Source organism: Stenotrophomonas sp. PS02301, assembly GCF_029959485.1.
Taxonomy (GTDB): domain Bacteria; phylum Pseudomonadota; class Gammaproteobacteria; order Xanthomonadales; family Xanthomonadaceae; genus Stenotrophomonas; species Stenotrophomonas maltophilia_Z.
The window spans coordinates 1-12,870 of the sequence record NZ_JASCOO010000115.1 but is presented as its reverse complement, the minus strand read 5'-3'; the positions used below and the strand labels follow the sequence as shown (position 1 = coordinate 12,870).

11 protein-coding genes are annotated in these 12,870 nt (G+C 67.5%); 8 read left to right on the top strand and 3 right to left on the bottom strand.

Annotated features, from left to right (window positions below; all coding sequences use genetic code 11):
* Positions 1-79 precede the first annotated feature (79 nt).
* Together ggpS and QMX81_RS18710 are read right to left on the bottom strand one after the other, a co-directional pair.
* The gene (ggpS, locus tag QMX81_RS18715) at positions 80-2,326 is read right to left on the bottom strand and encodes a glucosylglycerol-phosphate synthase (RefSeq protein WP_121039178.1); all 2,247 of its coding nucleotides are present in this window, start codon (positions 2,324-2,326) and stop codon (positions 80-82) included.
* Between the two features lie 62 nt (positions 2,327-2,388).
* The gene (locus QMX81_RS18710) at positions 2,389-3,657 is read right to left on the bottom strand and encodes an MFS transporter (RefSeq protein WP_282263721.1); all 1,269 of its coding nucleotides are present in this window, start codon (positions 3,655-3,657) and stop codon (positions 2,389-2,391) included.
* Between the two features lie 162 nt (positions 3,658-3,819).
* On the opposite strand from QMX81_RS18710, the gene QMX81_RS18705 reads away from it, so the two are divergent.
* The gene (locus tag QMX81_RS18705; RefSeq protein WP_121039175.1) at positions 3,820-4,455 is read left to right on the top strand and encodes a hypothetical protein; all 636 of its coding nucleotides are present in this window, start codon (positions 3,820-3,822) and stop codon (positions 4,453-4,455) included.
* 49 nt (positions 4,456-4,504) lie between these two features.
* Here the strand turns inward: QMX81_RS18705 and QMX81_RS18700 are convergent, their stop codons facing one another.
* Entirely contained in the window at positions 4,505-5,458 is a 954-nt protein-coding gene (locus tag QMX81_RS18700) for a DUF3011 domain-containing protein (protein WP_121039172.1), read from the bottom strand.
* A 172-nt stretch (positions 5,459-5,630) separates the two neighbouring features.
* Here QMX81_RS18700 and aspS point away from each other — a divergent pair, with 172 nt between their 5' ends.
* The 7 genes from aspS to QMX81_RS18665 all read left to right on the top strand — a co-directional run bounded on the left by aspS (position 5,631) and on the right by QMX81_RS18665 (position 12,804).
* The gene (aspS, locus tag QMX81_RS18695; RefSeq protein ID WP_121039169.1) at positions 5,631-7,388 is read left to right on the top strand and encodes an aspartate--tRNA ligase; all 1,758 of its coding nucleotides are present in this window, start codon (positions 5,631-5,633) and stop codon (positions 7,386-7,388) included.
* A 128-nt stretch (positions 7,389-7,516) separates the two neighbouring features.
* Positions 7,517-8,050, top strand: a complete 534-nt coding sequence (locus QMX81_RS18690; RefSeq protein WP_193222761.1) for a GNAT family N-acetyltransferase — start codon at positions 7,517-7,519, stop codon at positions 8,048-8,050.
* A gap of 109 nt (positions 8,051-8,159) precedes the next feature.
* On the top strand, positions 8,160-8,792 hold the full coding sequence (locus QMX81_RS18685) for an alpha/beta fold hydrolase (RefSeq protein ID WP_121039166.1): 633 nt from the start codon (positions 8,160-8,162) through the stop codon (positions 8,790-8,792).
* Positions 8,793-8,875: 83 nt separating this feature from the next.
* Entirely contained in the window at positions 8,876-9,607 is a 732-nt protein-coding gene (locus QMX81_RS18680; protein WP_152151885.1) for a YebC/PmpR family DNA-binding transcriptional regulator, read from the top strand.
* A 96-nt stretch (positions 9,608-9,703) separates the two neighbouring features.
* Positions 9,704-10,225, top strand: coding sequence for a crossover junction endodeoxyribonuclease RuvC (gene ruvC / locus QMX81_RS18675; protein ID WP_121039160.1), 522 nt, complete (start codon positions 9,704-9,706; stop codon positions 10,223-10,225).
* A 10-nt stretch (positions 10,226-10,235) separates the two neighbouring features.
* The gene (gene ruvA / locus QMX81_RS18670) at positions 10,236-10,826 is read left to right on the top strand and encodes a Holliday junction branch migration protein RuvA (RefSeq protein WP_088433901.1); all 591 of its coding nucleotides are present in this window, start codon (positions 10,236-10,238) and stop codon (positions 10,824-10,826) included.
* Between the two features lie 127 nt (positions 10,827-10,953).
* Complete coding sequence (locus QMX81_RS18665; RefSeq protein ID WP_183073754.1) at positions 10,954-12,804, top strand: potassium transporter Kup; 1,851 nt, start codon at positions 10,954-10,956, stop codon at positions 12,802-12,804.
* Positions 12,805-12,870 lie beyond the last annotated feature (66 nt).

Genomic DNA, 12,870 nt, shown 5'->3' with positions numbered 1-12,870 from the left:
TTGGGCCGGCCGGGGGCGGCAAACCCATGAAACCGGCACCGCTGGGCGCCGGCCAGCGGCCGGCACTACCTCTACAACGTCAGCCTTCGGCGTGGCTGTTGCGCACCGCGTCCAGGAAGTCCCGGCCCCAGCGATCCACGTCGTAATACTCCACGCTGCCGAACAGCTGGCGCATGCGCCCGGTGGCTTCCTCGTCGGGCATCGACAACGCCTGCAACAAGCCCGCGGTGAGGTCGGCCGGGTCATGCGGATTGGTCAGCACCGCGCCCTTCAGCTCGGCCGCCGCACCGGCGAATTCGCTCAGCACCAGCACGCCGTTGCTGCCCTCGATGCCCTGCGTGGCCACGAACTCCTTGGACACCAGGTTCAAGCCATCGCGCAACGGGGTGATCCACATCACCTGCGCGGCGGCGTAGTGCGCCACCACCTCTTCGAACGGCAATGCCTGGGCGAAGAAGCGCACGGGGGTCCAGTCCAGCCGCGAGAAGCGCCCGTTGATCCGCCCCACCGCCTGCTCGATCTGGTTCTGCAGCGTGCGGTAGATGGTCATCTCGCGCGCGGCCGGTACGCAGATCATGAGCAGGGTGACTTTGCCCTGGCGATCCGGATGCTGCTCCAGCAACCGCTCGAACGCCTCCAGCTTGGCCAGCGTGCCCTTGGTGTAATCCAGGCGCTCCACTGACAGCACCAGCTTGCGCGCGCCGATCTCGCGGCGCAGCTTGAAGATGTCATTGCGCACGTCGCTGCGTGCGAGCACGTTGTGGATGCGGCGCAGATCGGTGCCGACCGGGTGCGCACCGAGGGCGACTTCGCGGTCGCCCACGCGCAGGCGCGTGGTCATCGTGTCCAGACCCACGGCGCACCCATAGGTGAGGAAGCGCGGGGCACAGCTTTCCCACGCCAGCCGTTCGGCCGGCATCGCACCGCGCACGACGTCCACGAAGTTTTCCACCTGGCGCGGAATGTGGAAGCCGATGTAGTCGCAGCTGAGCAGGCTGCCGATGATCTCGCGGCGCCACGGCACCACATTGAACACATCCGCCGACGGGAAGTAGGTGTGGTGGAAGAAGGCGATCTTCAGGTCCGGGCGCAGTTCACGCAGCGTGGCCGGCACCATCCACAGGTTGTAGTCGTGGATCCACACGGTCGCGCCATGCGCGGCCTCGGCGGCGGTGGCCTCGGCGAACTTGCGGTTGACCTTCAGGAATACCTGCCAGTCTTCTTCGCGGAACTTCGCGCGTTCCCAGAACACGTGCAGCATCGGCCAGAACGCTTCCTTGGAGAAGCGCTTGTAGAAAATGTCCACTTCCTGTTTGCTCAGCGGCACGCGCGCAGCGGTCAGGGTCGGGTAGCGCTCGGCATCCACCGCCAGGTGCGTCTGGAACGGACCGCGCTTGGGTTCATCGATGCCCCAGGCGACCCAGGAGCCCTTCTGGCCGCCTTCGAAGAAGCTCAGCAGCGAGGGGATGATGCCGTTGGGCGAGCGCGGCGGGCGCTGCACCAGCACGCCGTCTTCCATCACTTCATCGAAGGGCAGGCGGTGATAGACCATCACCAGGTCGGCGCCGTCGGCGCGCGCCTGCGGCGGTGGGCGCAGGAAGGGATCGTCATCGGCGAGCAGGCCGAAATGTTCGATCGCTTCGAGGATGCCGCCGCAACCCGGCGCCTGTGCATGGAAGGTGTGCTTCAGGTCGGCCGTCGCGGCAGTCAGCGCCGGCTCCGAATCGCCCACGCACACCCCGCGGAAACCGGAGGTGTACATCGACAGGTCATTGAGGGTGTCACCGGCCACCAGGATGCGGTCGCGCGGGAGCTCCAGCAGGCGCGCAAGCGCGGCCAGGGTGCGGCCCTTGTCGGTGTCCGGCGGCAGGATGTCCAGATAGCGGTCGGCCGAGTACAGCACATCGCAGCCCAGCGCCTGCGCGGCGGCCTGGATCTGCGAGCGCAGCGGCGCCAGCGTGTCCGGATCGCAGAAATACGAGCAGCGGCGTTCCTGCGGCACATCCTGGCGCTGGAGTGCGGTGAACGGACGCATCGCGGCGGCGACCACCTGCTCGCCCGGCCAGTGCGCGTCGATCATCGATTGCAGGGGCTGCAGCGGCTGCAAGGTGTGGCCGTCGACGACGGTCGCACCGACATCGCAGACCACGTAATCCGGGCGCGGAATGGCCGGATCGGAGAGCAGGGGCATCACTGCTTCCAGGCCGCGGCCGGTGATGAAGATCAGGCGGATGCCCGGGTGCTGGTCGACCAGCCGGTAGAGCCGATGACGCGCGGCGGGATCGCCGGCGAGGAAGGTGCCATCCAGATCGGTGGCGAGAATCAATTGCGGGGCCGGCGGCGCCGGCGGTGTACGGGTTGGAGTGAGGGAGGTCGGTGTCGAAACAGTCAATGCACTTCCTTATCGGAGTGAGAGGGGAGGGGGATATCGGGATCCGGCGGCGCGGTGTCGGTCTCGGGCATCAGTTCCAGCGCCGAGGGGGTGGTGCGCAGCATCAGCCGGAAGCCGACCGGATGCGTACGCAGCCGCTGGAAACTGAGCAGGCGCGCGGTGGTGAACAAGGCCAGCAGCATCAGGACCACCGCGAAGTACAACGGCAGGGCAGGCGCGCCGAACTGCTGCATGGCCGCGCCCGCCAACGCGGGGCCGAGCGCGGCGCCCACGCCATGGACCAGCAGCAGGCTGGAGCAGCCCGAGAGCAGATCTTCGCGCGGCAGGTAATCGAGCATGTGCGCGACCGCGAAGGGATACAGCGCGAAGGCCAGCCCGCCATAGAAGAAAAACAGGCCGAACAGCAGATGGGTCTGCAGCTGGATCATCGGCAGCGAGGCCACCACGGCGATACCCGCCGCGGCCAGGCTCAGTGCGACCAGTCCGGTGCGGCGGTCATGCCCGTCGCTGATGTGACCCAATGGCCATTGCAGCAACGCGCCACCGGCGATGGCGGTCAGCATGAACAGGGCGACGCCATTGCCGTCCAGGCCGACCTCACCGGCGTAGACCGGCAGCAAGCCCCAGAACGCACCCATCGCCAGGCCGGAGAGGCCGGCGGCAACCGTCGCCACCGGGGCCATCGCATACAGCCGCGCCAGTTTCAGGCGCGGCACCGAGGGAATCTCCGGCGGGCGCAGGCGCGTAGCGGTGACCGGCAATACCGCCGCGCAGACCAGGATCGCGGTCAGCATGAACATCGAGGTCGCGCCGGCATCGCCCAGCATCAGCAGCACCTGGCCGAGCGCCAGTGCCGAGAGGTTGACCACCATGTAGAGCGAGAAAGCGCGGCTGCGCAGGCGCGGGTCTGGCTCGGCGTTGAGCCAGCTCTCGATCACCGTGTAAAGGCCTACCAGCGCGATGCCGGTGAGGATGCGCAGCACGCCCCAACCCACCGGATTGATCCACAGAGGGTGCAACAGCACCGCGATGGCGGCGAGGGCGGCAAAGAAGGCAAACGCACGGATATGGCCGATGCGGCCGATCAGCGAGGGGGCGAAGAAGGTGCCGATGAAAAAACCGGCGAAATAGCCGGACATCACCAACCCCAACGTGCCGGCACCGAAGCCGGCTTCACCCCCGCGCACCGCCAGCAATGTGCCGAGCAGGCCGCTGCCGGTCAGCAGCAGCGCCACACCGGCGAGCAGGGCGGTCAACCGCAACATGCGTGCGCCCTTCGTGGGGAAGAAGGCGAACAAGTCACGTGATTGACCATAACACAGGGGCAATGAAGCCCCGGTTGCAGCGGCGGCGATGCGCGCGTGAACCGGTCTGTCGCATCAGGCGCGCGGTTTGCGCTGCCCGGTCGCGACCGTTAGGGTGGGGGCATGAACGCAGTCAAACTTCTTCCTTTGGCCGCTGCATTGGCGATCACCGCCTGCAGTGGCTCCAACGACACCGTCGGGCATGAGGTGTCGATGGCACCGTCCGATGCCTTCATGTCCGCCGTGGCTGCGCATTGCGGCAAAGCGTTCGAAGGTCGCATCGCGGTCAACGAACCGCGCACCGAGGCGCCGGACCCGTTCGAGGGCAAGCGCCTGGTGATGCATGTGCGTGGCTGCGAGGATCCGGCGCACGAGCTGCGGATTCCGTTCCATGTCGGCGACGACCACTCGCGTACCTGGGTGCTGAGCCGTACCGAGAACGGCCTGCGCCTGAAGCATGATCACCGCCACGAAGATGGCAGCCCGGATGCGGTGACGATGTACGGTGGCGACAGCAAACCGCCGGGTACCGCGCAACGTCAGTCCTTCCCGGTCGATTCGGATTCCGTGGCGATGTTCCGCAAGGCGGACATGCTCGCTTCGGTGCAGAACACCTGGGCGATGGAAGTAGAGCCGGATCAGCGCTTCGTCTACGAATTGACCCGCCCGGGCGGCCGCCACTTCCAGGTGGTGTTCGATCTGAGCAAGCCGGTGGCATTGCCGCCGGCGCCGTGGGGCAGTGAGACGCCCGCGCCGTAACGTTCACCGGTGCCGACCAGCGGTCGGCACCTACCGCGGGCAGTAACGCTCAGCGCGCCCCGAACCGGGCGCGGCAGCCGCCGCTGACCCATAGGCTGCCATTGCTGTAGCCCCAGCTGCGGCCTTCCACGCAGGCCGTGCCCGACAACTGCTGCACCAGCGCCGGGCGACCCTGACGGGCATCCCAGGCACAGGTCTGCTGGCGCTTGTCGTTGCTGCTGCAGGTCACGCTGTAATTGCTGTTGCCGCCACCGCCTCCCCAGTTGCCACCGCTGTTGCCACGCGCTTCGGCGAACTCGCCGCGGCAGCCGCGATTGACCCAGATCGCCCCATTGCGCACGCCCCAGGTCTGGCCCTCGACACACGCCGTACCGGAGATCTGGCGGACCAGGCTTGCGTTGCGCCAGCCGGTGTTGCAGGTGCGCTCGCGGTTATCCTGGCTCTCGCAGCGGATCGTCGCGCCGGTACCGCCACCGCCGCCCCAGTTGCCGCCATTGCCACGGCCCTCGACGAATTCGGCCCGGCAACCGCCGCTGACCCAGACCGTCCCATTGCGCGAGCCCCAGTTGCGGCCCTCGGTACAGGTCGTCCCGGAGATCTGGCGGGACAGCCGGGCACTGCGCCAGCCCGTGTTGCAGACCCGCTCGCGGTTGTCCTGGCTTTCGCAGCGGACCGTGCCGTTGTTGCCGGGGCCGTTGCCGCCGCCATTCCAGCCACCGCCGTTGCCGTTGCCGCGCAGCGAGGTGGCGATGTCCTGCTTGATGTGGGAGAAGTTCCAGCCCGAATTGACCTGGGCCAGGTAGAAGCGCAGCTGGTCGTCCGGGATCCGGCGGCCATTGGACTGGTCGGCGTATTCCTGGGTGATGACCCGGCTGCGGTCGGAGGAGGACAGCTGCGACAGATTTTCCGGGGCATAGGCCCGGGTACTCATCTGGGCGTGGAGGGCCGGGGCCATACAGGCCAGGGCAAGGGTGAGGCAGACGGTGCTCAGACGGCGTTGCATGGCGACATCCCCGTGCGGTCGTTGGTGCGCGGACTATAGGAATGGCCCCGGTTCAGAGCGTGTGATGCCGGGCCGCAGCCCCCGGATTTGCCCCGCCGGGCTGGCGGCCGCAGAATAACGGGCTTTCCGGCGCAGCTTGGCGCCGGCACTCTCCTGCGGAGCTTTACCCCCCATGCGTACCCACTTCTGTGGCCTGGTCGACGAGACCCTGATTGGCCAAACCGTAACCCTCGCCGGCTGGACCGACGTTGCCCGCAACCAGGGCGGCGTGGTCTTCATCGATCTGCGTGATCATGAAGGCATCGTGCAGGTGACGGTGGAAGTCGACAACGCCGCTGTATTCGCCGTGGCCGCCAGCCTGGGCTACGAGGACGTGCTGCAGGTGGAAGGCGTGGTGCGCGCGCGCCATGCGGCCAACGACAAGCTCCGCACCGGCAAGGTGGAAGTGATCGCCACGGCCATCACCCTCCTCAACAAGGCCGAGCCGCTGCCGTTCCACGCGCACGAGAACCCGGGCGAAGAAACCCGCCTGAAGTACCGTTACCTGGATCTGCGCCGCCCGGAAATGCAGCGCATGCAGCGCACCCGCATCAAGCTGGTGCAGGCCCTGCGCCGCCACCTGGATGCCACCGGCTTCCAGGACATCGAAACCCCGATCCTGACCAAGGCCACCCCGGAAGGCGCCCGCGACTTCCTGGTGCCGGCGCGCATGCACCCGGGCGAGTTCTACGCCCTGCCGCAGAGCCCGCAGCTGTTCAAGCAGATCCTCATGGTGGCCGGCTTCGACCGTTACTACCAGATCGCGCGCTGCTTCCGCGATGAAGCCCTGCGTGCCGACCGCCAGCTGGAATTCACCCAGCTGGACATGGAGTTTGCCTTCGTGCGCGAGCGCGACGTGCAGGACTTCGTGGAAACCATGATCCGCGCCATCTTCAAGGAAGTGGTGGACGTGGAGCTGGCCGCCAGCTTCCCGCGCATGACCTGGGCCGAAGCGATGCGTCGCTATGGCTCGGACAAGCCGGACCTGCGCATCGCGCTGGAGCTGGTGGACGTGGCCGAGCTGGTCAAGACCAGCGAGTTCCCGGTGTTCACCGCCGCCGCCAATGATGCCGATGGCCGCGTCGCCGCGCTGCGCATCCCGGGTGGTGCCAGCCTGTCGCGCAAGCAGATCGACGACTACGCCGCGCATGCCGCCAAGTACGGCGCCAAGGGCCTGGCCTACATCAAGATCAGCGAGAGCGGCGAAGTTGCCTCGCCGATCGCCAAGTTCTTCAGCGAAGAGGCCTTCGCCGCGCTGGTCGCCCAGGTGGGTGCCGGTAACGGCGACATCGTGTTCTTCGGCGCCGGTGGCTACAACAAGGTCTCCGACTTCATGGGCGCCCTGCGCCTGAAGGCCGGCAAGGACTTCAACCTGGTCGCCGCCGGCTGGGCACCGCTGTGGGTCACCGATTTCCCGATGTTCGAGTACGACGACGAAGCCCAGCGCTACGTCGCCCTGCACCACCCCTTCACCGCACCGGCGGTGGACGACATTGCCGATCTGCGCGCGAATGCGAAGACCGCCGTGTCGCGGGGCTATGACATGGTGCTCAACGGCAACGAGATCGGCGGTGGTTCCATCCGTATCCACCGCTCGGACATGCAGAGCGCGGTGTTCGACCTGCTGGGCATCGGGGCCGAAGAGGCCGAGGGCAAGTTCGGCTTCCTGCTCGACGCGCTGCGTTTCGGCGCGCCGCCGCACGGTGGCATCGCCTTCGGTATCGACCGCATCGCGGCACTGATGGCCGGTACCGAGTCGATCCGCGACGTGATCCCGTTCCCGAAGACCACCGGCGCGCAGTGCCTGATGACCGGTGCCCCCTCGCCGATCCCGGACGAGCAGCTGGCCGAAGTGCACGTCCAGGTGCGTCCGCGCGCGGTCAAGGAATAAGCCGGCAAGCGCCGGCCATCGGTCGGCGTGGGGTGCGGCAGGTACCGACCGGAGGTCGGTGCCGGACCGCGCCATCGCCGCAGCGTTCAGGTAAATTGGCGGCTCCCGCCGATGCCGATGCTCCCGCCGTGACCCCAGGCCGCTACACCATCCGCCGCGCCACCCCGGACGATGCCCAGACCCTGTCGGTGCTGGCCGCGCGTACCTTCGTGGAAACCTTCGGCCATCTGTACCCGCCCGAGGACCTGCAGGCCTTCCTCGACGAGGCCTACCCGGCGCAGCGCCAGCGCATCATCCTCGAACACCCCGATTACGCAGTCTGGCTGCTGGAGCTGGACGGTGTTGCCGTGGGCCACGCCGCTGCCGGCCCCTGTGGGCTGCCGCATGCCGAGGTGCAGCCCGGCGATGGCGAGCTCAAGCGCCTGTACCTGATCAAGGACCAGCAGAGCTGTGGCTGGGGCAGCCGTCTGTTCGAAACCGCGCTGGCCTGGCTGGAACGCGAGGGCCCCCGCACGGTGTGGCTGGGGGTGTGGTCGGAAAACTTCGGCGCGCAGCGCTTCTATGCCCGCTACGGCTTCAGCAAGGTCGGCACCTATGAGTTCCCGGTCGGCAAGGTGCGCGACCTGGAGTTCATCCTGCGCCGCCCGCCAACGGCCGCCTGAGCCCGATCCTGACGGGCCGCGATGGCTTCACCTGCCGTTGTCCGGTCCATTCGTCTAATGACGCTGTTTCCTTCTGCAGGCGCCCCGCCCAACGGGCTAGGCTGACACCATGAATCCCCCTGTTTTACTGCTGCATGGCATCTGGAATGCGCGCGCGTGGGTCGGCCCGCTGGCCTGGCGTCTGCGTGCCCGTGGCTTCGCCGTGGATACCTTCGGGTATTCCAGTGTGTTCGGGGGGCCGGAGGTGGCGGTGCCGCAACTGCTGGAGCGGCTCAAGGGCAGCGGTCCGGTCTCGCTGGTCGGGCACAGCCTGGGCGGGCTGGTCGCGCTGGAGGCGCTGCGGCGCGCGCCGGAACTGCCAGTTTCGCGGGTGGTCTGCCTCGGCTCGCCGTTGCGTGGCAGTGTGACCGCGCGCTCGCTGAGCGATCACGGCTGGTCGCTGGCGCTGGGGCGCAGCTCGGAACTGCTGCTGGATGGCCTGCCGGCCTGGGAGGGCAGGGCGCAGGTCGGCCTGATCGCCGGCTCCGTCCCGCACGGGCTGGGCAGCCTGCTGGGCGCCTGTGGCGATGCCTCCGATGGCACCGTGGCGCTGGATGAGACGCAGTTGCCGGGCCTGGCCGACCACTGCGTGATCCCGGCCAGCCATAGCGGGCTGGTGTTCTCGCCGGATGCGGCGCGCCAGACCGCCGCGTTCCTGCGCGATGGCCGGTTCCGCCGGGACGACGCGGCCCACGCTGCCTGATCGGGCCCGGCACTGACACGGGCAGGCCGACGGATCAGGTAGAATTCGCGCCCTGTTCCTGACAGAAACACGAGAGTCACCCCATGGGTAGAGGCCCCTCCATCGAGAACCGCAAAAACGCGTCTGACGCGAAGCGCGGCAAGATTTTCACCAAGATCATCCGCGAGATCGGCGTTGCCGCGCGCGGCGGTGGAGGCGACCCCAACAACAACCCGCGCCTGCGGGTGGCCATGGACAAGGGCCTGTCCTCGAACATGTCCAAGGACGTGATCGAGCGCGCCATCAAGAAGGCGACCGGTGAGCTGGAAGGCGTCGAGTACGAAGAGATCCGCTACGAGGGCTATGCCCCCGGTGGCGTGGCCGTGATCGTGGACTGCCTGACCGACAACCGCGTGCGCACCGTGGCCGATGTCCGCCATGCGTTCAGCAAGTGCGGCGGGAACATGGGCACGGAAGGCTCGGTGTCGTTCATGTTCAAGCGCCTGGGCGTGCTGCACTTCGCCGCCGGTGCGGACGAAGAAGCCGTGACCGAGGCGGCGATCGAGGCCGGCGCGGACGACATCGTGGTCTACCCGGAAGACGGGGCGATCGATGTGGTGACCGCGGCCGACAGCTATCACGCCGTCAAGGATGCGATGGAGGCCGCCGGGTTCACCCCGGACCATGCCGAAATCACCTACCGCGCTGACAACGACATCAAGGTCGAAGGCGACACCGCCTTGCAGGTCAAGAAGCTGCTGGACATGCTCGAAGACCTGGACGACGTGCAGGACGTGTTCTCCAACGCCGATCTCGGCGCGGACGCCTACGCCTGAGCGGGCGCTTCACCGGTCGCTTTGCGCGACCGGTGAGCGGACAATGCGGACCATGATGACTCCAGCCGTTCCCTGTTATCCCCGTGTGTGTGCCGCATGACCCGCATTCTCGGCATCGACCCCGGTTCGCAGCGCACCGGGGTGGGCATCATTGATGTGGACGCTGCCGGCAAGGTGGTGCATGTGCATCACCTGCCGCTGGTCCTGCTCGGCGCGGACGACTTCCCGCAGCGGATGAAGCTGCTGGTGGTCGGCCTGACTGCCCTGGTCGAGGAATACCGCCCCGACGAAGTGGCCATCGAAAAGGTGTTCATGGCGCGCAACCCGGATTCGGCCTTGAAGCTGGGCCAGGCGCGCGGCGCTGCCATCTCGGCCGTGGTGATGCGCGACCTGCCGGTCAGCGAGTACGCCGCCACCGAGATCAAGCTGGCCGTGGTCGGCCGCGGTGGCGCGGAAAAACAACAGGTCCAACACATGGTCGGGCTCATGCTCAACCTGAAAACCAAGCTGCAGGCCGACGCTGCCGATGCGTTGGCCGTGGCGATCACCCACGCCCATGTCCGGGCGACGGCGCTGCGCCTGGGCGTCAATGCGCGCCAGGCCTGGAGCCGGAAATGAGGAACACTGCATGATTGGTCGTCTGCGCGGGATCGTGGCCTACAAGGCGCCGCCTTGGCTGATGGTGGACGTCAATGGCGTCGGCTACGAGCTGGAGGCGCCGATGAGCACCTTCTACGATCTGCCCGAGCTGGGCCGCGAGGTCACCTTGTTCACCCATTACGCGCAGAAGGAAGACAGCGTCTCGCTGTACGGCTTCCTGCGCGAGGGCGAGCGGCGCCTGTTCCGCGATGTGCAGAAGGTCAGCGGGATCGGTGCCAAGATCGCGCTGGCGGTGCTGTCCGGCGTCAGCGTGGACGAGTTCGCGCGCATGCTGCAGGCCGGTGACATCACCGCGCTGACCCGCATCCCGGGCATCGGCAAGAAGACCGCCGAGCGCATGGTGCTGGAGCTGCGCGACCGCGCGGCCAACTTCGGCGGCGGCGGGGCACCGATCGCCGGCGCCGCACCGGCCACCGATCCGGTCTCCGAGGCGACCGTGGCCCTGCAGCAGCTGGGCTACAAGCCGACCGAAGCCGCGCGCATGGCGCGCGATGCCAACGCCGAGGGTGACGATGTCGCCACGGTGATCCGCAAGGCCCTCCAGGCCGCGCTGCGCTGAGCCGCGCGCCTGCCGTTTCCTGATTCCGACACTACCCACCGCGTCCGCCCGGAGCCCCATGTCCACCACTTCTTCCCAGCACAGCGACGGCCAGGCACCGCACGGGCACGCGCCGGCCGCCGGTGGCATGGCGCTGATGATCGGCGCCATCGGCGTGGTGTTCGGCGATATCGGCACCAGCCCGCTGTACACGCTGAAGGAAGCGTTCTCCCCGCACTACGGGCTCAACAGCGACCATGACACCGTGCTGGGGGTGCTGTCGCTGGCCTTCTGGGCACTGAACATCGTGGTTACCCTCAAGTACGTCACCATCATCATGCGTGCCGACAATGAAGGCGAGGGCGGCATCATGGCGTTGATGGCGCTGACCCAGCGCACGCTGCGCAACGGGTCGCGCTCGGCCTATGTGGTCGGCATCCTCGGCATTTTCGGCGCCTCGCTGTTCTTCGGCGATGGCGTGATCACCCCGGCGATCTCCGTGCTGGGCGCCGTCGAAGGCCTGGAGGTCGCGGCCCCGGGCCTGCACAACTTCATCGTGCCGATCACCGTGGTGGTGCTGCTGGCCGTGTTCGCGGTGCAGCGCTTCGGCACGGCCAAGATCGGCAAGCTGTTCGGCCCGATCACCTCGATCTGGTTCATTTCGCTGGCGGCGATCGGCATCTGGAACATCGTCGATGCGCCGGAAGTGCTCAAGGCCTTCAACCCGATGTGGGCGCTGCGCTTCTTCATGGAGCACGGCTGGCACGGCATCTTCATCCTCGGCGCGGTGGTGCTGGCGGTGACCGGCGGCGAAGCACTGTATGCGGACATGGGCCATTTCGGCGCCAAGCCGATCCGCCATGCCTGGTACTACTTCGTGCTGCCGTGCCTGGTGCTGAACTACCTGGGGCAGGGCGCCCTGGTGCTGAAGAACCCCGAAGCGGTCAAGAACCCGTTCTTCGAGGCGGTGCCGGAGTGGGGTCTGTACCCGATGATCGTGCTGGCCACGATGGCGGCGGTGATCGCCTCGCAGTCGGTGATCACCGGTGCGTTCTCGGTGTCGCGCCAGGCCATGCAGCTGGGCTACATCCCGCGCATGCGCATCACCCACACCTCGCACGACACCATCGGCCAGATCTACATCCCGGGCATCAACTGGGGTATCGCGGTGATGGTGATCGGGCTGGTGCTGGCGTTCCGCAGCTCCTCCAACCTGGCCGTGGCCTACGGCATTTCGGTCTCGGCGACGATGCTGATCGATACCCTGCTGCTGGCCCTGGTGGCCCGCGCGCTGTGGCCGACCTCGCGCTACTGGATCATCCCGCTGTGCGCGGTGTTCTTCGTGATCGACCTGGGCTTTGTGATCGCCAACGGCGCCAAGCTGCTGCAGGGCGCGTGGTTCCCGGTGGTGCTGGGCATCGTGCTGTTCACCATGATGCGCACCTGGCGGCGTGGCCGCGAGCTGCTGCGCGATGAGATCCGCAAGGACGGCATCCGGATCGATACCTTCCTGCCGGGCCTGATGCTGGCCCCCCCGGTGCGGGTGCCGGGCACCGCCGTGTTCCTGACCGCCGACCCCTCGGTGGCGCCGCACGCGCTGATGCACAACCTCAAGCACAACAAGGTGCTGCATGAGCGCAACGTGTTCCTGCACGTGGTGACCCTGCCGGTGCCGTACGCGCCCTCGGGCCAGCGCCTGAAGATCGAATCGGTGGGCGATGAGTTCTATCGGATCTACGTGCGCTTCGGCTTCATGGAGACCCCGGACGTGCCGCTGGCGCTGATGCGCTCGTGCGACCACGGCGGGATCTACTTCGACCCGATGGACACCACGTTCTTCGCCAGCCGCGAGACCATCGTGGCCACCGCCAACCGCGGCATGCCGATCTGGCGCGACAAGCTGTTCGCGCTGATGCACCGCAACGCCGCGCCGGCGACCGGGTTCTTCCGGATTCCGGGTAATCGATTGGTCGAACTCGGGGCGCAGGTGGAGATCTGACGCCGTCAGATCGCCACCTGCGGCCAACGTCTGCTTCGCAAACCTTGGGGCCCGGGCGCCTTCCAC